This is a genomic window from Chitinophaga sp. Ak27 (assembly GCF_012726295.1).
In the GTDB taxonomy this organism is placed as follows: Bacteria; Bacteroidota; Bacteroidia; order Chitinophagales; family Chitinophagaceae; genus Chitinophaga.
On the sequence record NZ_JABAOB010000002.1, the window covers coordinates 266,022 to 288,728 of the forward strand.

Consider the following 22,707-nt stretch of genomic DNA (forward strand, 5'->3'; position numbering starts at 1 on the left):
TCAATTAATTTTGATGGATGACAGTGATAAAGCCTTTGAATTGTGGTTTATTATCGCCCAGGTCTATTATATAGTAATAGGTGCCTTCTGCCAGCGGTTGCCCGTTAACAGTAGCATTCCAATTGTTTGTATAACCATGTTGCTGGAATACCAGGCGGCCCGCACGATCAAATACCTTCACTTCATTTTGTGGATACATATCAATATTTTTTACGATCCACGTATCGTTCTTGCCATCGCCGTTAGGCGTGATAATATTATTGGCTTCCAGTTTATAGTCTTCTTTTACCGTGATGGTAATATCACGGGTAACACTGCAACCAAAGGCATTGCTGATAGTCACCTGGTAAGTAGTGGTTTCCGCCGGACGGGCCATCGGTGCCGCAATGGCAGGGTTGTTAAGTCCCGTTGCCGGTTCCCAGCTGTAATTGCTGCCGCCGGAAGCTACCAGCCTGATGGTTGCTCCCTTGCTGATCGTGGTATTGCCATTGGCCTGTACATTGCCTGCCGGTAACGGATGGACGGTCACCTGCAGCGCTGTAGAGCTGAGCTGATAGTTGCTGCTGTATATCGCCTTCACGGAATAATTACCACTTTCTTTCACGATGAGCGACTGGCTGTTGGCCCCGGCTATTTTTACATTGTTGAGATACCACTCGTATGCCGGTGCTGCACTGGATTGCAGGGTAACGCTGCGGCCTTCACAGAAGACAATATCCCCGTTAGCCGTAATAACCGGCTCGCTGTAAGCAGTTACGTTAATGGTTTGTACCACAGCGGTAGCCGGTTCATAGTTGTTATTACCTGCCTGCGTAGCCGTGATATGCGCCATACCCGCTACACCTACTTTCGCGGTATTACCGGTTACGTTGATCACATTAGCAGCATCGCTGCTGAATGTTACCGGCAATCCAGAGCTGCTCGAAGCAGTAAGCGTGAAATCAGGATCACCCTGGTTTTTATCGCCGGGACTATTGAACGTAATTTGCTGGGTAGCCCGCGTAATCACCAATTGACCATTTGCAAAGCCGATGTCGTAGTTATTGCTGCTGAGTCCTGTTGGTGCGATGACATAGCTGCCGGCATCGATGGCCGATTGTGAACTGCCGGTGTAAGACACGCTGCCATTAAGTTTGGTCGCATCGTCGCCGTTAACAAAACCGCTGTAGCTCACGCCGTTGCCGCCGGTGTACGCTGTGCCAGTGTATACCCGGGTATCATCGCTGGCTTTCACAGCTAATGCCGCTTTAGCTACCTGCAATGTTTGGGTTACAGGCATAGCTGCACTGTAATTGCTGTTACCAGCCTGACTCGCGGTAATGGCAATGGTACCGGCGCCGGTGATGGTAACGGTATTCCCATTGATGGTAGCCGGGCCGCTTTGAATACTGTAGCTTACCGGTAATCCTGCATCGCTGGTGGCGTTAATAGTAAATGCAGCATCGCCATATGTTTTATTCGGTATAGCGGTGAATGTAATAGTTTGTGAAGCCGGTGTTACGTTCAGTGTACCATTTACAAAAGTGAAATCGTAGTTGGCTGCGCTGATATTGCTGGCAGTTACCGTTATCGGATAAGTGCCTATGATGCTGTTTATATCAGCGATGGTGCTGATGGCAGCATGATTGCTGACTACACTAATGTCTTCATTTTTCACAAACCCGGTGATCGCATAATCCAGTGCCGGATTAGGCTGTAAGTAAATCTTCGATTTATTGTTAGCCGTTACGGTCAGCATCGCTTTAGAGATGTTAAAGCTTTGCATTACCTGTGCGGCTGCCTGGTAGCGGTTGTCGCCTGCCTGGTCAGCAGCAATAGTTACGTTACCAGCACCGGTAATGGTAACGGTGTTACCATTAATAGTAGCTGGCCCGCTGACCACTGAATAGGTAACTGCCAGGCCGCTGTTACTGCTGGCGCTTAGTGTAAAGTCAGCATCGCCATACGTTTTATTAGTAAGAGCGTTGAAAGTGATGGTTTGTGTAGCCGGTGTTACCGTGAGCGTAGCACCGGTAAACTGGAAGTCATAGTTAGCAGCTGTCAGCCCGCCAATGCCTACGGTAATCGGGTAAGTATTCGGCACACTGTTAACATCTGCAGTAGTGCTGGTAGCAGCAATACCGGAGATTACATGGCTGCTGTCTTCATTGTTTACAAATCCGGTCACCACGTAATCGAAGGCAGGATTAGGTTGCGCGTAAGCCCTGAATTTGTTATGTGCTGTTACCATAAGCATCGCTTTACTAACAGTGAAGCTTTGTGTAACCGTGCTGGCAGCAGGGTAGTTGCTATTACCTGCCTGGTTAGCAGCAATGGTGACATTGCCCGTACCGGTGATGGTAACGGTGTTACCGCTAATGGTAGCCGGGCCGCTTTGAACGCTGTAGCTTACCGGTAATCCGGCATCGCTGGTAGCGTTAACGGTAAAGGCAGCATCGCCATATGTTTTATTGGGTATAGCGGTGAACGTAATAGTTTGTGAAGCCGGTGTTACGTTCAGCGTACCATTTACAAAAGTGAAATCGTAGTTGGCAGCACTGATATTGCCGGTTGTAACAGTGATCGGGTAAGTGCCTACAACGCTATTGATATCCGCTGTAGTGATGATGCTTGCACTGCCAGTCACCACACTGGTATTTTCATTTTTCACAAACCCGGTGATCGTATAATCCAGCGCCGGATTAGGCTGTAAGTAAATTTTCGATTTATTGTTAGCCGTCACGGTCAGCATCGCTTTGCTAACAATGAAGCTTTGCGTTACCTGTGCGGCTGCCTGGTAGCGGTTGTCGCCTGCCTGGTCAGCAGCAATAGTTACGTTACCAGCACCGGTAATGGTAACGGTGTTACCATTAATAGTAGCCGGCCCGCTGACCACTGAATAGGTAACTGCCAGGCCGCTGTTACTGCTGGCGCTTAGTGTAAAGTCAGCATCGCCATACGTTTTATTAGTAAGGGCGTTGAAAGTGATGGTTTGTGTAGCCGGTGTTACCGTGAGCGTAGCACCGGTAAACTGGAAGTCATAGTTAGCAGCTGTCAGCCCGCCAATACCTACGGTAATCGGGTAAGTATTCGGCACACTGTTAACATCTGCAGTAGTGCTGGTAGCAGCAATACCGGAGATTACATGGCTGCTGTCTTCATTGTTTACAAATCCGGTCACCACGTAATCGAAGGCAGGATTAGGTTGCGCGTAAGCCCTGGATTTGTTATGTGCTGTTACCATAAGCATCGCTTTACTAACAGTGAAGCTTTGTGTAACCGTGCTGGCAGCAGGGTAGTTGCTATTACCTGCCTGGTTAGCAGCAATGGTGACATTGCCCGTACCGGTGATGGTAACGGTGTTACCGCTAATGGTAGCCGGGCCGCTTTGAACGCTGTAGCTTACCGGTAATCCGGCATCGCTGGTAGCGTTAACGGTAAAGGCAGCATCGCCATATGTTTTATTGGGTATAGCGGTGAACGTAATAGTTTGTGAAGCCGGTGTTACGTTCAGCGTACCATTTACAAAAGTGAAATCGTAGTTGGCAGCACTGATATTGCCGGTTGTAACAGTGATCGGGTAAGTGCCTACAACGCTATTGATATCCGCTGTAGTGATGATGCTTGCACTGCCAGTCACCACACTGGTATTTTCATTTTTCACAAACCCGGTGATCGTATAATCCAGCGCCGGATTAGGCTGTAAGTAAATTTTCGATTTATTGTTAGCCGTCACGGTCAGCATCGCTTTGCTAACAATGAAGCTTTGCGTTACCTGTGCGGCTGCCTGGTAGCGGTTGTCGCCTGCCTGGTCAGCAGCAATAGTTACATTACCAGCACCGGTAATGGTAACGGTGTTACCATTAATAGTAGCTGGCCCGCTGACCACTGAATAGGTAACTGCCAGGCCGCTGTTACTGCTGGCGCTTAGTGTAAAGTCTGCATCGCCATAAGTTTTGTTGGCAAGTGCGTTGAAGGTGATTGCCTGGGTAGCGGTAGTAACGGTGAGGGTGGCGCCTGTAAACTGAAAACCATAGTTAGCAGCTGTTAACCCGCCAACGCCTATCGTAATCGGGTAGTTGTTGGGTATACTGTTGATATCTGCGGTGGTGCTGATGCCAGCAATGCCAGCGATCACGCTGCTGCTATCTTCACTATTTACGAAGCCGGCTATGGAGTAATCCAGGTTAGGATTTGCTTGTCCGTATGCCCTGGATTTGTTATTGGCAGTTACGGTGAGCATTGCTTTATTAACCGTAAATGTCCTGGTGGCTGTTGTAGCAGCATTGTAGTTACTGTTGCCTGGCTGGTCGGCGGCAATGGTCACGTTGCCCGCACCAGTAATAGTTACAGTATTCCCACTAATAGTAGCCGGTCCACTTTGAACGCTGTAAGTGACCGATAAACCTGCATCGCTGGTGGCAGTCACCGCAAAGGCAGCATCACCATACGTTTTATCTGGGATGGCTGTAAACGTGATCGCCTGTGAAGCAGGTGTTACGCTCAGGGTACCATTTACAAAGGTGAAGTCGTAATTGGTGGCGCTGATGTTGCCGGTGGTCACCGTAATGGGGTAATTGCCCACGGTGCTGTTGGCATCGGCTGTGGTACTGATGGCGGCGGTATCGCTTACCACGCTGTTATTCTCGTTTTTCACAAACCCGGTAATCGTATAATCCAGTGCCGGGTTAGGTTGTAAGTATACTTTTGACTTATTATTGGCGGTAACAGTCAGCAGGGCTTTGGCTACGGTGAAGCTTTGTGTTACCTGCGGAGCGGCCTGGTAGCGGGTATCGCCAGCCTGGTCGGCGGCAATGATTACATTGCCAGCTCCGGTAATAGTAACGGTATTGCCGCTGATGGTAGCAGGCCCGCTGACAACAGTGTAGCTAATACCTAAACCACTGTTACTGCTGGCGTTCAATGTAAAGTCTGCATCGCCATATGTTTTATTGGATAAAGCATTAAAGGTGATGGTTTGCGTAGCCGGTGTAACGGTGAGCGTACCATTTACCAAGTTGATATCGTAGTTGATGGCGTTGGCACCCTGGGACGCCAGTGTAATCGGGTAGTTGTTCGGTACGCTGTTGTTATCTGCGGTGGTGCTCACATCAATGGTGCCGCTTACTACGCTGATATCTTCATTATTTACAAACCCGGTAGCCGTGTAATCCAATGTTGGATTCGGCTGCAGGTAAGCCTTCGATTTGTTGTTGGCGGTAATGGTGAGTGTTGCCTTCTTTACGAGGAACGACTGTGTTACCTGTGAAGCGCCGGAATAGTTACCATTTCCTGCCTGGTTGGCAGCAATGGTCACCGTACCATTACCGGTAATCGTGATGGTATTACCGCTTACCGTAGCAGGGCCGCTGACAACAGCGTAGCTAACGGATAGTCCTGCATCACTGGTAGCGCTGGCGGTAAAAGGTTGGTCGCCATATGTTTTGTCCGGTATACCCGGGAAGTTGATCGTTTGCGGCGCAATGTTTATTGTTAACAGGTTATCAGTAGTAGAGATATTATAATTGGTAGCCGCGTAGGTACCGCTTACCGTAATAGGGTAGTCGCCTGGCGAACTGTTAAGTACGGCAGTGGTGTTCAGTGTAACCGTACCTGTTATCACGCTTTGGTCTTCGTTGTTAACCAACCCGGTAACAGAATAGGTAAGCGTAGGATTGTTTTGTCCGTACAACCGTTGTTGATGGTCTGCCTTGATCACCAGCGGCGCTTTATTTACGGTAAATGTTTGCTGTACCGGTGTGGCTGCCAGGTAGTTGCTGCTACCGGTTTGTTTGGCGGTAACGGTCACGGTGCCAACGCCGGTAATAGTCAGCAGGCCATTGTTCATTGCAGCCGGACCTGTAACGGTATAGGTAATATCTGTTTCTCCATCGCACGTAGCTCCCGGCGCGAAAGGCGCTGCTCCGTATACTTTGTCGGCAATAGAAGGGAAGGTTATGGTTTGAGAAGCCTTGTTAATGGTCAGCGTTCCATTGGTGAGGTTGAAGCTGTAATTTGCGGCACTCAGCGTGTTTTGAGCGACTACGATAGGATAATCGCCAGGTGCGCTGTTGTTATCCGCATTCACGGAGAGCGTCGCCGTACCACTAAGTACGCTGCTGCTGTCCTCACCATTTACGAAGCCGGTTACGAAGTAGTCCAGGGTTGGATTGGCCTGGTTATAGGACCTGGTTTTGTTGTTTGCTGTAACCCTCAGCGTAGCCTTGGCAACGGTAAATGTTTGCGACACCGGTGTGGCAGCAATATGGTTGGCATCTCCCGGCTGACTGGCGGTAATGGTTACATCACCTGCGCCGGTAATGGTAAGCATATTGCCGCTGAGCGTAGCCGGACCGGAGGTTACAGTGTATACTACCGATAAGCTGCTGTTAACACTGGCGGTCAGGGCAAATGCAGGGTCGCCATATGTTTTGCTGGACAGGGCGCCGAAGGTAATGGTTTGCGGCGCCTGCGTAATTGTTAAGGTTCCGGTTCCGGCCGATAGTGTGTAGTTGGCGGCTATTGCAGCGCTTACATTTGGTGTAATGGCGTAAGTACCTACACCACTGTTAATATTGGCGCCGTAGGTGGCGGTGATAATGCCTTTGATAGCGGCAGTGCTATCGTCGTTGTAGGCAAAACTATTATAAAGGAAAACCGGGTCGGGGTTGGCCATGCCGTAAGGGCGGCTTGTATCCCGCACGTTCACCGTCAGTGCTTTTTTATTCACCGTCAGGGTGCGGGTCTGCGGCGTAGCTGCCAGGTAGGCCCGCGTATAGGGGGCGTTGGCAGTGATTTGCGCGGTACCTGCTCCTTTGATCCGGATCTTTCCGTTTACGGTATCGGCTACTGCGGTATTGTTGGAGGAATAAATGATGGTGGTATCGCCATTGGTGGTAGCACCGGGCGCAATATCCGGGTCACCATAGGTAACAGGCGATATTAACGGGAAACTAATGTTTTGTGTTGCTGCGATATACTCATACGCCCCGAGGTCAATGATGGGGTTAATGATACGGATGATACCATCTAAATCCAATGTTCCCGCCTGTACGGGGTACGAAGCTTGGTTCGTTTGCGGATCGCCGCTGTTAATGGCAAAATTGGCGCTGGTAAGATGCAGATTGCCCTGGGCGGCGTTCACAAATGTTACCGGGTCAATTGTTTTAAACGTATTGTAATTGGTGTAAAAGCTGTTTCCTACAATGTTGTAGTTAAACTGGAATGCTGGGATAGACGATATTTGCGATCCGTTGCTACCTGGCGTATTGCCGGAAATAATACTGTTATAGACAGTAGTCGAGCCACTGGGATTATATACCGCATAGTCATTGCTGGCCGTATTCCCACTGATAGTAACATTGGTGAGCTGTGCGCCGCCGAAGTCGCTGATAGCGCTACCCTGGTAAGTGCTGTAGTTGCCGAAGAAAATACTATTACTGATTTTGGTCGTGTTGGATACATAAATGCCGCCTCCATACATTGCGCTGCGGTTGCCATAAAAGGCAGTATGCTGAATGTTCAGTTTTGCATTACTGTTATTGATACCTCCGCCATTATTGGAGGCATCCCCGGCGGTAATAATAAAACCATCTATTAATGTTTCAGTGGTATTATCGCTGGCAACGATCACGTGTTGACTATTTGTCCCCCGGATATTGCCGGCGTTGAGCGTAACTTTGTTGGCGTTTACGATATCGTCGCCGCCAAGGTCACCGCTTAGAATAGTGCGATTAGCGCTCAAACTTCGCAGGTTAATGGATGTTTCTGAGCCAATAAACCCGCCGTACAATTTCAATGCGCCGGGAAGCACAAAGGATATGCTATTATCTGCAGTGGCTGTTGGTTTGTAGACACCGTTTGCTACCCATATCTGGGTAACGCCGTTGGAAGGATCGGCGGCCACAGCAAGTGCGTCGCGTAGTTCGGCCAGCGGAACGCTCCAGCTGCTTCCATCTCCATGGGAAATGCCCGTATTGTTATTGACATATAGAATGCCATTTGCATCGGGATTGGCGACAGTCAGGTTACAGGGAGGCATCTTTTTCAGGTTGGCAGAATCAGGCACCGGTGTCGCGAAAGTATTGTTAAGTACCCAGTTGGTGGTATCCTGTAAGAGTGTGCGAAGTGTTTTGGGGGTGCCGGCCAGCTTCAAACAGTTATAACGGCCATTCACAGCATTCATACTGGGGAAATTAAGTACGGCCGTGGTAGCAGGTTGCGTTGATTGAGAAGAGGTGAAGTCGCACGAGCCCAGGGTGCTATCCCATACTTTCCGGTTGATATTAATACCGGCAATGAGTGTCGGGTTATTAACGGAGCCGGTAAAAGCAAAAAGTTGGTCGCCTCCCAGCCCGAGACTTACATACTTGCCGGCAGATGCCAGGGTAGCAGTAATGGCAGTTATCGTACCGGTGCTGGCTGTTAGCGGGGCATATTTGCAAGAAACAATAATTTGTTGTCCTGCCCGGATCACCGAACTACCGGAATTCCATTGGATGACACCATCCGTTTGGGAACCATTGCCGGCTGAGCAGGTGGTTGACTGGAACCCCGTCCCCGTCCAGCCAAGGTCCGTAAAGTAAATGACGGTGTTAGCCGGACAGTCGCGGAGTAACACAAATGAAAACATATCATTCTGTGTGGAGCCGGTGTTATTATCATCAAAGCTATTGATCCCGGTGAATACCAGGTCACCGGCGCCGATTGTTTGCGCCTTCAGGGAGGTAGTAATACCGATAAATAGTAACAGGCCTGTTAAAGCCTTGCGTAACATTGCCTTCATATAGGGGCGAGGTCTAGGTATAAGAAATATGTTTGTTACATCCCGTATTCCAGGACGAAAAAAATGATTCTACAAGACGCTGTTTATACTACGCGCAGAGATATGTATTAATCCAGCCGGAGGCTATCCCGGCGGGCTGCTCTCTCACTACATCCTGCCACACCTGTAATGTGTCCACGTTTTCACCAATGATAACCGGTTCCAGGTTTTCACTTGTCTCCACCAGCCAGGAAGGAGCGATCATATGATGGGTGGCGATGTCCATGCGCAGGGGCCCGCGTGGACTATCGATTGTAATATCTGCTAAAGCGGCCAGTATTTTTTTTGCCTGAAATTGATGACCGGCAGCGGTATTGAAAATATGCTCCAGGATGATGCCGGTTTCCCAGCCATGCATGCTGTCGAGGGAAACAGCACGTCCACTATATTGTTCAAATTGTACCTTCAAGAGTTGATTGGCCTTATGAGGAAGCGATGAAACCCAGGGCACATAACCCCTTATAGGAAAGGGAACGGTTAATTCGCCATGTACACTGGTTAATGTTTCATCGAGCAACATTGGGCTGGCAAATATTTGTAGTTGCGGCGCCAGTGTTAACTGCTGTAACTGTTGCAGGAAATAATGTGCAAGGTCCCCGTTGAAAAGCGCCAATAGCGTTTGTACCTGCGGGTTAGCATGCAGGAAATCCGTAAGGGGAGCAATGTTGAAATCTTTCAGGATATACTGGCTTACGAAGTTATACTGTACGCTGCCGCCGCTATCCGAGTATGGTTGCACCAACGCATGCGTGTGTGCATATCCTGCATCGTAGAACGAGGTGCAAACAGCAGCATCAGCTGCGTTGCCTGCTGCATACAGCCCGGTAAGCCGGCAATGGATGGTATGGTTGAGTGTATTGGATAATACTGCGGGGTGAGGCTCCCAGGCATGCATATATTTGGCGCCACTATGCATTAGCAACACCAGTTTGTTTAAAGACCTGGCGAGTTGGGCAATTTTTTCTACCGCCGCCTGGTCTGCATATAACAATAGTACGTCAGCTCCGTTTTCCAACAGCATCGTTTCTGCCTGTTGTAACATCAGGTCAGCATCCACTCCGTAGCCGATATTGGCCGTCACTATTTCGGCGTTGATCTGCCGGTAATGAAGATAAGCCTGCACGCCTTTTAGCAGGTTGTGGTGTAGTAATGGATAAAAAGTGGATTTAGGTAAAAGTGCTCCTATTTTCATATGTTTATTTAGCTCCCATTATCCAGGTACCGGATATTCGCCAAAAAGGGAAATAATAAAGTTCACCGCCAGGTATGGTTGCCTGTTTTCTTTTGGCTGCCCAGCCCAGGCGGATGGTTGCACCGTCATCATAAAAGTATTGTTATTTACATCCGGAGGTGTAATAGGCGCAACTGTCAGTGGCTTCAGGCGGTCGCCCTGGGTGGTTGTACTGTACACCATATTACCTGCAGTTACAGCAGGGTAATTGTTGTCGGGTGACAATAAAGGGCCAGGATTTTCTCCAAGTGCGGGGATGAACGCTGATATTGTTACCGGATGCGAGTGCGCGGGTACGTGGTTACTCATCAATATTACAGACTCACTTCCTCCCGCGTCGGCAAATAAGTGTCCAGCGTCCTGATGCATCGGTACTCTCGACTGGAGATTCGGCAACGCAAATGTTTGCTGTCCGTCGCCCCCAAAAGCGGTACCGATTAAGTTGTAAAGTGTATCGTTTTCTGATATTGGTAAAAGAGATCCATCACAAAATGCCCATCCTACGGGGGCGAAATTGCCGGCAAAGATTTTTATTTCTCCTAAAAGAGGCATCGCTGGTAAAGATTAAGGTCAGTTTTTATTGTCGCGCAGGAAATACGCCCTGCAAAGAAATAGAAAAGTTAAGAGTCAGGTACGGCTGCATATTATTTACCGGGTCATTGGCCGGATGAAAAGGGGCCGCCTGTATGTTGGCTTTTACCGGGATACTGCCGCTACCTGCACTGGTTGCATACAACGGTGTGCTCGCCGCTGCACCCATATAATTGCCCAGCGGATTGTAGCTGTTATTAGCTGCGCCGGCAGGAAATGATAATTCCCTGGTTTTAATGGTATGTATATGAGGCGGTAGCTGCGCATTGGTTAAGGTTACCTGTTCCAGACCTCCGATCTCTCCCAGGTCATATTGCGATAATCCCTGGCCTTGTCCTGCGCCTATAGGTACTCTCCCCATAAGGTTTGGTAATCCGAATGTACTTTTCCCATCTCCGCCATAAGTGGTGCCGAGCAAGGAAAACAAGGCCGTATTCTGGGAAATAGGCATTAATTGGCCGTTACAAAATGCAAAACCTTTGGGCGAAAAATTAAACGGTGTCATAATAATTTCTGCCACGAAGGGATTCAATGCTGACATACTGAATGCAACTTTAGTTTTGAGATGGAAATACGCCTTGAAGCGCGATAATAAAATTCAGTACCAGGTAAGGCATCACATTGTAGTATGGTTGTGAGCCCGAATTGTTCTCTGTCATTAAAGGCCCCTTGGACAACCGGTCTGCCAACAAAATATCCTGATTGGCCACCGCCATTTGGTCATCGGCCTGCGATGCATATCGGGGACTTCCTGCTGGCGCCGGCGCCGGAAAGGCGCCCTGTGGCGAAGTTGCGGTGGCATCAGTCCCTGTCGGAAGCGTGATAGTGGCCTGTATATTATGTGTGTGATCAGGTAAGTTCGACGCCGAAAGGATAGGAGCGCTATTACCAGATACCTCCCCCAATGTATGACCCTGTCCTGTATGAATAGGAATTCGTCCCCTCAGGTCAGGAAGCATAAAAGTAGTTTGGCCATTTCCTCCATAGGTGGTACCAAGGAGAGCAAATAGCGCCTGGTTCTGGTTGATAGGCAGTGTTTGCCCATTACAAAATGCAAAACCTTTAGGGGCAAAATTAAAGGCAATGATGGTTATTTCTGATAGAAATGATTCGTCAATACTACCGGCCATTAGTGATTCAGTATTTGCAGGGATAATAAATAAAGCGCTGTCCCGAAGATTTCAATAAGGTATAGCTAAAAATTTTGCGTAAAAGTATAGCTAAAATTCTTTTCCAGCGTAAATTATTTTGAATTTTTTCATTTTGCGTATAACTACCTATCTTCGTTTCACTTTTACGAACCCCCTTTACCTTATGAATCATCATCGTCGGTCCTTTTTACGCAATGCGTCGCTGGCAACAGGTGTACTGTTACTGCAAAATCCATTCAGATCACTGGCTGCAGTTACTGAAAATGCTACTTACCTGCCGGGAGATAACCGGGAACTTTTGATCTGGCATACCAATGACCAACACGGACAATTAACTGCCCTACTGCCAGAAAGCAGGCCAGGATTGTTGCTGGACGCAGGAGATTTCTTAGATGATACGGCTAACGTGCAGGCACATATGAAAATGATCCAGGCCATGAATGCAGCTGGTTACCAGGCGGCTACTATTGGCAACCGGGAACTGGCCGGAGGCACGGCCGCCCTGGCAGCACTCATTCCGCATATGCACTTTGCATTGGTCAACTGCAATTACCGTTTTACAGATAAAGCGCTCGCGCAAAAAGTGCAGCCTTATAAAATCGTATATGTGGGCGCGTTAAAAATCGGCATCACCGGTGTTGGCCCCCAACTGCCCGGCTGCAACGGGGTAACCTGTTTGCCACCGGTACCCGCCGCCGATGCCGTTGCCGCCATGCTCAAAAAAGATTACGGCTGCCAGGTGGTTATCTGCCTTTCTCACCTCGGATATAAGCAACCCGATACCATCACCGATAACCATAACATGGCCACCGATACCAGGCATATCGATTTCGTCATCGGCGGCCATCAGAAAAAAATACTGGCATCTACCATGGTATGCCGCAACCTCCAGGACCGGGAAGTATATCTCAGCCAGGCAGGATGGAATGGCAATATGGTAGGAAAAATGAAAATGATGTTCAATGAAGAACGCCAGGGCTGCGGTATCCAACCAGGCAGCATCATGGCTTAAGATATACGTATCCGTTAATAAGGGCCTGGCCTTCTTTATAAGAAAGCCAGGCCCTTATTGTTATGTTAACCTTTTTACTAATGTTTTGTATTCCCGCTTACGAAGAATTCATATTGGGTTTCCACACAATTTCAAAATTTTTGTATAACTTCCCGCTTTAGTTTGTAACCATAAACAGGCAATGTTAACCGCCTCACCATATCAATTTTAAACTAATGGCCTTATACACGCTAACTAACGTATCTATCGGAGAAGAACAATTCAAGCAATTTCATGCCCTGTCGCTGCAGCAAACGATGGACGGCCACCATTCACTGGAGCTGAAAATCGGTTACGACTGGTTATCCCGCTTAGGCAGGAATCCAATTGCCGCCGGCAAATCTTTCTTGGGCAAGGATGTTACCGTATCTGTACAAGCCATCGACAAAAGCGGCGATTTTAAACCGCTCTTGTTTAACGGCATCGTTACCGCTGTCAGCTCCGGTAAAGAAAGTGATGGCATCAATGGCAGCTGCGTTATACGGGCTACCGGCCCTACCGTATTGCTCGACGGCAACCCGCATATCCAGTCGTACGAACGCCAGGAACTGGGAAGCATCGTTAACACCGTGCTTAAAACAGGCAGCGCCTCCGGCTCCCGCCCGGAAGTAAATCCCGCTACCAGTAAACCACTTAAATACATCGTACAATATAAGGAAACAGGCTACCAGTTCCTGCGCCGTCTATCTGAACGCTACGGGGAATGGTTCTTCTATAACGGTCAACAAATCATCTTCGGCCAATACACTCCCCGCAAGATTAACCTGGTACACCAGGTAGACCTGATCGATTTCGACCTGGAACTGCGGGTATTACCTAATAACCAGTCGATGAACGGATGGGAATACCGCCAGAATAAAACCGTGGAAGACAGCACCAACGCCAAATCTGCCGGCAACACTGGTGCTTATACGCAACATGCACAGGCCATGAGCGAAAAGCTGTACCAGAAGCCGGCACTCTATAAAGTACCTTTCGCCTTCAGCAGCAATGCCGCTGAAGAATTACAATCGCTCACCAAACGCCAGCAACAAGGCCAGATGGCCCGGATGGTACAACTGAAAGGACATAGTAAAAACACCGGCCTGCGTATAGGGGATATCGTCAGTATCCAGGAAAATGTTTTTTCGAGAGAAGATCATGGCGAATTTGTCATCACTGCCCTCGAACATCATTGTAATGGCAACGGCGAATATAGCAATACTTTCGACGCTATGCCCGCGGAAGCCGCTGCTCCCCCGGTAAACCTGGAAAATATTCCCCGCTGTGAAGCACAAAGCGCCATCGTTACCGATAACTACGATCCCAAAGGACTGGGACGTATACGCGTTCGCTTTAACTGGCAAACCGGCTCCACGCCCTGGATACGCCTGCTCCAGCCCCATGGTGGCGGCGATAAGGGATTTTATTTCGTGCCCGAAGTAGGAGAGGAAGTATGGGTAGATTTTGAAGGCGGCAACGCAGAAGCACCTTACGCTACCGGCGCTGCCTACAACGGCGGCGCAAAAGCCGGCTTCGGCGATGCACAGAATAACGTAAAAGTAATCAAAACCCGCAGCGGCCACACCTTCCGCCTCGACGACAGCAGCGGACAAGAGTCCATCACCATCTCCGATAAATCAGGAAATGTGATAGTCATGGATACCAGCACCAGCAGCATTTCTATCACCGCACCGGAAAACATCAGTATCAAAGCCACCAACATCAGTATACAGGCCAATGAAAATATTGATGTCAATGCCGGCTTCAATATGACACAAGCCGCCGGAATGAACATGAGCCACTCCGCCGGCGTAAATATATTGCACAATGCAGGCGATTCTATCAGTCACTTTTCTGTGAATGATTACCGCCTCACTGCTACCAATATCACTAAAATAGCAACGGAAAATATGGACGTACAGGCCCGGAAAATTGAGAAAACAGCAGAAGAAATGAAAGTCGACAGCTCCAAAGAAGAGATGACCATCAACTCCGGTAAGTCGGTGGCCATCAAAAGCGCAGAGAAATCCAAATTGTTCTAAGCCATTGCAATAACCCACTTCCATTATCTTTAAACTGAAACCTATGGGTGATAATAAGACCGGTAACATGGTCGTCATCTGTAAAAAATATACAGAAAACGGCGAAAATATACGCTGGAACAGCCAGGGCGAAACCTCCCTCAACTCCGGGAAAAGAATCCGGATGGCTGGAAAACAGGAAGGCGTTACCTTCCATAAAAATGACCCCGTTGTACTCAATACCGCTACTACCATCAAAGTACTGAAGGTAACCGGCCCTGCCAGCGTTATCAACGGTAATACGCACGAGTTCAAAGCCATCGCGTTTAGTGAAACAGTACCCGACCATCAGCTCATGCTGGTCAACTGGGCCTTTTCCTTCGACGACGGTAAAACCATCATTCCCTTTAAATCCGGTACCACCAAAGCAGAGAAAGGAATTGCCTATAAAACGATTACAGTAGCAGGCAATACCGTCGATAAGCAAGTATCAGTATACGCCTACTTCCGCAAAGCTGACCCAAATGTAAAAGCTACCGCCAAAGTGATCTATCTCCCCCTGGTGGTAGACGTTTACCGGGTACCCGGCCTCAATGAAACCGGCCTGGATATCGCCAACGACATGGCCTACGGCAAAGGCAACGGGAAAAAACCAGTGTATTCGGCCGCAGATATTGCCGCCTACCGGAATGCTTATCTCGATACCGGCTTCGATGCGGCCAAACATGCCAAATTTGCCAATGCCGACCCCAGTGATAAAGGTATTTATACTACTGCACAGGTATTGAATACCGGTACGCTGATGAAGCTCTCTAACTTCTCGTCCGACTCCATGCTGTTCCTGGATTTCCGCGCCATGGTGGAACTCATGGCCCGCGGAGACCTCAACGATAATATCCGGAATATGATCGACCGCTTCCAGAGCAACAAAGGCGGTGTATATGAAAATGCAGCACTCACCCAAGCGGTGGTAGCTAACCCCTCTACCCAACGCTTCTGTACAGGCATTGAAGATGAAATGGCCGACAGGATTAAAAAAGCAGGAGGAGAACTCACCGCCATGGAAGACAAACAGGTGTACTATGGCGATGAAGCAGGATATAAAAGTAAACATCCGTACGGGCACCCCGCCTTTCCATATAGCCGCGATTATAACCTGGCTACCGGATTGACCATTGCGATCAACGATGTTTGGTCCTATAAGGTAACACTCACAGCGTTTAAGTTGACCGGCAATACTTACAAAGCAAAGTACGAAGTACAGCTATGGGACCACTTTGGCCTCGATTTACCAGATATGGAGAAGTTTTACTCCTATGGCGCAGGTTTCCGTGCCTGGTTTATATTACAACACCTGAGAGGGTACAAACCCTTCCTGACCAAAGTACAATTTGAAAAGGAATTCACCGGCAACATCACAGAAGGCGCAGCCGAAAGGAAAAGTAAAAGATAGTATGAAGCGAATGATAAAATATAGCTATGCAGGCATCCTCCTCTTGAGTATGTGGGCCTGTACGCAACCTGTCCAACACCAGGCGCCACATATCCTGGCATTGAATAAACTGACCCGTAAAGGGCCCGTGAATATAAATGGCCAGGCCAGGCCAGGGTTGTACCAATATGCACTGATAGAAAATACACCCAACAACAGGGATAGCCTCCGGCAATTGCTGCGCAGCTGGTGCGATACTGCCATTGACAAGCCCGCCATGGAAAAGCAGTATTATCGCTACTTTATACAATTCTTCAACCGATCTGCCGCTACGGAAAGTTATCTGCAGGGAAAGGAAGATTTTTGGGATACACATAATGATATTAACCAGGAGCTGAGCGACTACCGGGGAGAATTACGCTATGAACGCTGCTCCCAGGATTCGTTACACGGACAATGGACCCTGGAAGTAAGCCTGCCTGGCTATCACCAGGTAGATACCCTCGGACATAAATGCACAGAGTAAACGGATATGGGGCTATTTTCTCTAAGCAAAATATTCAGTAAAACAGCAGCGCCACCGGTGTTGCAGACCTCCCATATATATGTGGTCACCGCCATTTACCAGAACGAAAATATCACTACGCTCCGGTACAATACAACCATTTGCCGGATGATCGTTGGTGATAACGGGAGCGACTATTTCCAGGTGAACCGCTCGGAAATGACCGTCAATGACGAACCAGCCTCCGATCACCTGGCCTCCGACCTGGCCGCCCAATGCGGTAGCGTCATGTGGCCGCTGCAAATACAAACAGCAGAAGATGGTAGTATTACCGGTATTTATAATCACCCGGAGATCGTGAAACGATGGGAGGAGAAAAAAATACAGCTGTTGCAGTATTTCACCGGGGCGGAAGCCCGCAGCTATATCAGCGCTACGGAACAAACGCTGTTGCAACCAGCTGCCTTCTTGGAAGCGGTGAAACAAGACCTGTTGCTCATTACCTGGTGCTCCCTGATGCGCGCCGGTCAACGCAATACATTCTCCGCCGCTTACCCGGTACAACCCTTTGAACCGCCGGTAAACTTCCTGGTCACAGCACAACGAACCCCTGCCGGACAAATCCTGCAAACAGGCCAGCCTGCCCAGGATGCCCCGGAAGGACATATGGAAATAAAAGCAGTACAATTACATCCACCTGGTTTTTTACAACGATTAGAAGGAGTATGGACACAGGGTAACTATAAAGTTACCCTGCGCGCCATCAATATCAGCGATGAACATCAACAATAAAACATCCATTGTATGGCCGATAAACACTTTGTAGTACAGGGAGCCACCTGTAAATGCGATTTTGCCGCCAATACTGATAAGCTAGTCATCAGCGGTAACAACCGTGATTATATCAATGATGGAGACGGCAGCGAAAAACCTATCGCTAGCACAAAAGATACCGGGACACCCCTGGAAGCAAAAACATTTGGCAGCTGCAGCAAAAATAACAACAATGCTTGCGTACCGTCTATCACCGCCTGGCAACAGCCATATGAAAAGGTAACCCTTACCAATGGAGGAAAGGTACTCACAGAAGATAGTAAAGCAGTATGTGCTACCGCAGGTACTCCCTGCATCTCTATTGTTTTCCATGGGCAAACCGCCGCGGTAAACAGCGCTCATTTCGATAAAGTGGAAGTAGAAACGATGTCGGCACTCAACCCGATGGCGCCCAAGCCAGCAAATCGTAGGGAAATGCCTAAAGTGCATACGATTAAAGCTGTGGTAGAAGGAAGGGTGCCAGCGCTGGAACTGGTGAGTGGCAGCCAGAAAACAGATGCGGTAAAAGTACTGATCGTAAGAGTAGATGAATCGATTAACTTCTCGGTAAAATCTTATTTCAATGAAGCGAAGGCAGATAAAGACAAGGTAAGTTGGAAAATCCTCGAAGGACAAGGCTTTGAAGGCGCCGCCCGGGATTTCAACGAGGCAGGTCCTACCCTGAAAATGAACTTCGACGTAGCCGGCAACTATCGCGTGATGGCCTATGGCAATGAAGGCGATGATACCCGCTGTTCCCTCGACGTGAAGGTAACGGTTAATAAACTGAAAGACCGCCTCAGCGTAGGAGAGGGCATGGGGCGACTGCTAAAGGGCAGTGAACAACGCATTCGTAGGGGAGTGCCCGTTACTGTGAATGCCGACTATGAAATGAAGCCGGCCACTGCAGATGAAAAGAAGCGTGTATCCATGCAGGTGACCGACCAGGCAGGCAATATCGTAGCAGCTACGGAACCCGGCAATGACAAGATTACGTTTACACCCGACAACACTGCTACCACTTATAAAGTAACAGCCACTATGGCGGCGGATACACCCGACGGCGCGCCACAGACAGTAAGCCAGGATATGGTGTCGGAAGCAAATGGCGTAGTAGCCGTTACCAACGACCAACAGGCCGATGTAGTCAGACCCGGCACCACCATGAGCTTTAAAGTAAGCGAAATGGTATACAAAACGCAGGTACAGGACTTTGAAAGCAGCATGGTCAAGTGGCAGCTCAACGGCCGCGATGTGGGCACCGGTTCTGCTATTTCACTGGATGGCCGCATGCACTTTATGCGCCCCGGCAAGTATGTAGTGGAAGCTTACGTGATGAAAGCCGATGCCTGGGATGCCCGCAAAGGCGCACCCGCCGGCAATCATCAGAAAGACGACTGGCGCTTCGAAGTGAAAAACAACGAAGTGGTACAGCTGGAAGTGGAAGGTGGTACCACCGACTGGATAGTAGGTAAACACTACACGCTGGTAGCTAAAACCCTTATGAAATACCAGCGGGAGCTGGATGGCCCGCTGACATGGGTGCCTAACAACAACAGCAGCACAGAAAAGAATGCAGGCGTTTACGCCACCCATGCAGGCAAATTCTATATGACCGCCACGCTCGGCACTTCTACCAAAAGGCTGGAAGTAAATGCAAAATATGCCGCCATCACCCGCTGGTGCTTTGGAGATAAAGAAGGCGTGTATAAATCCTTCGCCGGCTGGAAAGAAACGATGAAAGTCCTGGTCAGCTGCCCCGCGGCAGCAGGAGAAAAAGTCAACCTGCATATCCTGGAAGCCGACAAGTCGAGCTTTAATTATATTAAAGACCTGGGTGAGGCCACTTTTGATACCAACGGCGATATCAAACTCGATGTCAAAACCGATGATCTCAAACCACTGCTGAAGAAATTATATGAATGGAATGAATACGACGTTTGCTTCGGTATCCTGCAAAGACCCGGAGGCATTGAGTTTGCAGATGTGAAAACGGTAGAGGCAAAGGGCAAAAAGTTTTGGTATCCCAAAAAAGAAAGCAACCTGCGTGACAAGGAAACAGGAAAATATGTGTACATCGACGGCACCAAAGAAGTGGTGTCCGTTCACTTCTACGACAGTAAAGATTATCCCGCTTATAAAGTGTATAAATATGGGGAGAAGATAAAGATCCATATCCAGACGCGCAACCTGGGAGGGGAAATGCTTACCCTGCAGCTCTGGGAAAATAAATACAAGGAAGAAGATAAACTGGTATTGGAGCTGACCACTAAGGTAGGCGACCAGGAAATCCTGAATATAGATTTGGACACCGGCAAGTTAAAAACGGGCGTAAAAGCTAAAGATGATAATCTTCGGGCTTTCTATGTCATTATCAAATCCAAGGATGCCGATAAGTTTGAATTCCCGAAGGAAGTAGCAGATAAAAACACCTTCAATCCTAAAACCATTAGTTATTACCAGCATATTAAACTCTCGGATGGTGCGGCTGATTTGCTGAATAAAGTGACCAAAGATGTAGCGCCCACCGTGCTGGGAGAAGCATTGGAGAAAGAAGAATCTTCCGGCGGCTGTCCGCGCTGCAATGAAAAAATAACGCCGGCTACATTGAAGAAAATGTTCCCGGATGCTACGCCGGAAAGCCTGCAAACAACTGCCGACATCTACAACAAATACATGAAGGAACTGGGCATGAACACCTGTTGGAATAAAGCCCATTTCTTTGCACAGATCATGGTGGAAACCGGCAGCACGCTGCACCTGAAAAGCGGGGAAAGCTTTAACTGGTACTGGAAAAGCCTGATTGAAAACTTCGGCGCCTTTCAAACCACAGAAGGCCGGGCCAAAGCGGAACTATGGGGTAGGGCCAATGAAAAGCCTCCTCACCCGGGCGTAACTCCTGAGAATGAAAAGAATATTGCGAACTACGCCTATGGCCCCGACGCCGCTAAAGGAAGGGAGCTGGGAAATACCCAGGCCAACGATGGCTGGAACTTCCGCGGGAAAGGCCCCATCCAGCTAACGGGCCGCACCGCTTACGACTACGCCAACACCTACACGAAGCGGGAGAACGCAGATATCATTGCTGATCCCGACCTGGTGATTAAAGACCTGAAGATAGGAGTGCTGTCGTCTATGGCTTTCTGGAAATGGAAAGGACTGCAGAACGCGGCCAATGGCAATACAGAAGTGACCGAAAAGATCAGCAAGAAAGTAGGTAAAGATGCCGTGACATCCGACGGCAAAAGTAGCCACGCAGAAAAGAAAAAAGCATTTAAGGAAACAACATCGGTCGTGTTTAAAGTGAGTGAATGCTTGTACGGTATCATTCCCGCCGGCGACAACAACAAGTACCGGATTGATGTGGACCTGTTTACCTACCAGCAGATCCGGATCAACAAAGAATCTAAGCAATACCAGTTTGATGTGTACAACAAGAACGCCCTGGTGAAAACATATGTCATCAACGCCAACGAGAAAACCCTGTTGCCTTTCCCTGAAACAGGGCCTAACTGGGGCCGTTTTGGGACCAGGGATGCCGGTGGAGATAACTATGCGGCGCCGAAAGTAGCCGCGGCCTTCTTTGGCTTCTTTTATTCGCTGCCGCTCAATGGATATGCCGGCACGCTCTACTATAACGACATTTCTGCCAATGACGGAAGAAATATCGGGCACCAGGGCCACGTGCACGGCGATGATATGGATATCCGCTATCCCGGCGCAGCGCCTGATGAGCGGTACTGGTATGACGCTAAAGCACATTATCCATCAGAAGAAAAATTTGTAGAAACCCTGGAAAATATTCTTACCATTGCCTTAAAATGGGGCTTTAATACCAACTATGCGTATAAAGCAGGTATTAAACATACCAAAGGAGTGGCGATGAGCGTTCATCAGGATCACTTTCATATCGGATTAAGATAAACAACAAACAATGTATAAACACACCTTCACCGGAATCGTTGCGATGGTATTGGCTTGCGTGGGCTGTCATCCACAGGAAAGTAATACGAAACAGGCAGCGCAAACCGATAGTGTTAAACCAATTGAAAACGTATATACCATGAATGCTGCTTTACTGAAAAAGCACAAGGAATTGCAGATGAGGCTGGAAGCATCAGAAGATGGATCTTATCCTATTTATAAATATACCGAAACCGATGTAAACGTGGCACTGCCAGCCATCGCAGAAGGGTTGAAAGCGCAGCATTTTGTGCAGTTGTCCGACGACGCTTTTAAAGCAAAGATCCGCAGTATATTCGGCGATGTTTTTGAACCCGGTAGTTGCGACACCAAAAAACATGAACAGTTTATCACTTTGTTTGACGGGAAGAAAAAAGAAGACGAAGAATATTGGTATACGGTTGATAATATTTTTGTTTCCACGGGATATCATTTTATTACCCATGTACCGCTGGTGGGCGACTTCGTAGAATTTACCGACAGTGCCCACTATAAGATACAGTTGCTGCCCACGATGGTATCCAGGAATAAATACCTGCTCAACGACAGCAAGGCCGACCTGGCCATCCTGCTGGCCAACGACTCCGTATTCCTGAAAAGGTTGGTAAAACAGTACGGCTATACGAAAGAACCCCGTATCAACGACCTGGTCATGAACGATTATGCCCGTATGGATGATAACCATATTGGTACCGTGGGTGAATCCATTTTTGTGAAGGATTGCAGGGGGAAAATGTCTATCCGGGAAGACCTGCTCACCTGGATAAAAGACCATACCACCGCGGAAGATCACCGTTTACTGGATGGCCTGAACTGGTATGCTTCGGCATTGTACGACAACAGCGGCAGTACCGAATTTACCGGGCAAAAGCCTTTTGAGCTGTGGTCGCTGGAAGAAAAGAGAAAGATTGTGGCCTATGTAGCTAATATTTACGTGCCGCTGTTTCATGCGCTGGTACCTAAGAACCCCGCTACGTGGCCGGCTGGCACTATCCTGGAAAACCTGTTCCTGGAAGATAAAGGGCTGCGTGACTATTTAATTCAGCAACAGTATTTCGGATTACCGGAATTAAGAAAAGAAATAGAACCCAGTATTGTGAAGTAATCAAGCATATTAACAGGCAATAAGAAAAGGGTTGCATTCCATCCGGAATGCAACCCTTT

General features: G+C 48.5%; 12 protein-coding genes. 7 read left to right on the forward strand and 5 right to left on the reverse strand.

The annotated features are described in order from the left end of the window. Positions 1-4: 4 nt before the first annotated feature. The 5 genes from HGH90_RS08970 to HGH90_RS08990 all read right to left on the reverse strand — a co-directional run bounded on the left by HGH90_RS08970 (position 5) and on the right by HGH90_RS08990 (position 11,755). Positions 5-8,764: an MBG domain-containing protein gene (locus tag HGH90_RS08970; protein WP_169190913.1), complete on the reverse strand. Its 8,760-nt coding sequence runs from the start codon at positions 8,762-8,764 to the stop codon at positions 5-7. Positions 8,765-8,852: 88 nt separating this feature from the next. Next, positions 8,853-9,995 carry an ABC transporter substrate-binding protein gene (locus tag HGH90_RS08975; RefSeq protein WP_168764325.1) on the reverse strand — a complete coding sequence of 381 codons (1,143 nt, stop codon included), beginning with the start codon at positions 9,993-9,995 and terminating at the stop codon, positions 8,853-8,855. Positions 9,996-10,013: 18 nt separating this feature from the next. After that, positions 10,014-10,586 (reverse strand): phage tail protein, encoded by a 573-nt coding sequence (locus tag HGH90_RS08980; RefSeq protein ID WP_168764324.1) that lies wholly within the window; start codon positions 10,584-10,586, stop codon positions 10,014-10,016. 25 nt (positions 10,587-10,611) lie between these two features. Continuing rightward, positions 10,612-11,166, reverse strand: coding sequence for a phage tail protein (locus HGH90_RS08985; protein ID WP_168764323.1), 555 nt, complete (start codon positions 11,164-11,166; stop codon positions 10,612-10,614). Positions 11,167-11,179: 13 nt separating this feature from the next. Further along, entirely contained in the window at positions 11,180-11,755 is a 576-nt protein-coding gene (locus tag HGH90_RS08990) for a phage tail protein (protein ID WP_211092968.1), read from the reverse strand. Between the two features lie 184 nt (positions 11,756-11,939). On the opposite strand from HGH90_RS08990, the gene HGH90_RS08995 reads away from it, so the two are divergent. The 7 genes from HGH90_RS08995 to HGH90_RS09025 all read left to right on the forward strand — a co-directional run bounded on the left by HGH90_RS08995 (position 11,940) and on the right by HGH90_RS09025 (position 22,648). After that, on the forward strand, positions 11,940-12,788 hold the full coding sequence (locus HGH90_RS08995) for a hypothetical protein (protein ID WP_168764322.1): 849 nt from the start codon (positions 11,940-11,942) through the stop codon (positions 12,786-12,788). Between the two features lie 215 nt (positions 12,789-13,003). Next, positions 13,004-14,851, forward strand: coding sequence for a type VI secretion system Vgr family protein (locus HGH90_RS09000; RefSeq protein WP_168764321.1), 1,848 nt, complete (start codon positions 13,004-13,006; stop codon positions 14,849-14,851). Positions 14,852-14,894: 43 nt separating this feature from the next. After that, positions 14,895-16,283, forward strand: a complete 1,389-nt coding sequence (locus HGH90_RS09005; protein WP_168764320.1) for a DUF3289 family protein — start codon at positions 14,895-14,897, stop codon at positions 16,281-16,283. Position 16,284: 1 nt separating this feature from the next. Further along, entirely contained in the window at positions 16,285-16,788 is a 504-nt protein-coding gene (locus HGH90_RS09010; RefSeq protein WP_168764319.1) for a hypothetical protein, read from the forward strand. A gap of 6 nt (positions 16,789-16,794) precedes the next feature. Next, positions 16,795-17,559 carry a hypothetical protein gene (locus HGH90_RS09015; RefSeq protein WP_168764318.1) on the forward strand — a complete coding sequence of 255 codons (765 nt, stop codon included), beginning with the start codon at positions 16,795-16,797 and terminating at the stop codon, positions 17,557-17,559. Positions 17,560-17,571: 12 nt separating this feature from the next. Beyond that, positions 17,572-21,504, forward strand: coding sequence for a PAAR-like protein (locus HGH90_RS09020; RefSeq protein ID WP_169190914.1), 3,933 nt, complete (start codon positions 17,572-17,574; stop codon positions 21,502-21,504). A gap of 10 nt (positions 21,505-21,514) precedes the next feature. Beyond that, positions 21,515-22,648, forward strand: coding sequence for a hypothetical protein (locus HGH90_RS09025; protein ID WP_168764316.1), 1,134 nt, complete (start codon positions 21,515-21,517; stop codon positions 22,646-22,648). Positions 22,649-22,707: the final 59 nt, after the last annotated feature.

Bases quoted from the DNA above. Each gene is read 5' to 3' on its own strand.
- HGH90_RS08970 (WP_169190913.1), bottom strand. From the start codon at position 8,764: ATGAAGGCAATGTTACGCAAGGCTTTAACAGGCCTGTTACTATTTATC.
- HGH90_RS08975 (WP_168764325.1), bottom strand. From the start codon at position 9,995: ATGAAAATAGGAGCACTTTTACCTAAATCCACTTTTTATCCATTACTA.
- HGH90_RS08980 (WP_168764324.1), bottom strand. From the start codon at position 10,586: ATGCCTCTTTTAGGAGAAATAAAAATCTTTGCCGGCAATTTCGCCCCC.
- HGH90_RS08985 (WP_168764323.1), bottom strand. From the start codon at position 11,166: ATGTCAGCATTGAATCCCTTCGTGGCAGAAATTATTATGACACCGTTT.
- HGH90_RS08990 (WP_211092968.1), bottom strand. From the start codon at position 11,755: ATGGCCGGTAGTATTGACGAATCATTTCTATCAGAAATAACCATCATT.
- HGH90_RS08995 (WP_168764322.1), top strand. From the start codon at position 11,940: ATGAATCATCATCGTCGGTCCTTTTTACGCAATGCGTCGCTGGCAACA.
- HGH90_RS09000 (WP_168764321.1), top strand. From the start codon at position 13,004: ATGGCCTTATACACGCTAACTAACGTATCTATCGGAGAAGAACAATTC.
- HGH90_RS09005 (WP_168764320.1), top strand. From the start codon at position 14,895: ATGGGTGATAATAAGACCGGTAACATGGTCGTCATCTGTAAAAAATAT.
- HGH90_RS09010 (WP_168764319.1), top strand. From the start codon at position 16,285: ATGAAGCGAATGATAAAATATAGCTATGCAGGCATCCTCCTCTTGAGT.
- HGH90_RS09015 (WP_168764318.1), top strand. From the start codon at position 16,795: ATGGGGCTATTTTCTCTAAGCAAAATATTCAGTAAAACAGCAGCGCCA.
- HGH90_RS09020 (WP_169190914.1), top strand. From the start codon at position 17,572: ATGGCCGATAAACACTTTGTAGTACAGGGAGCCACCTGTAAATGCGAT.
- HGH90_RS09025 (WP_168764316.1), top strand. From the start codon at position 21,515: ATGTATAAACACACCTTCACCGGAATCGTTGCGATGGTATTGGCTTGC.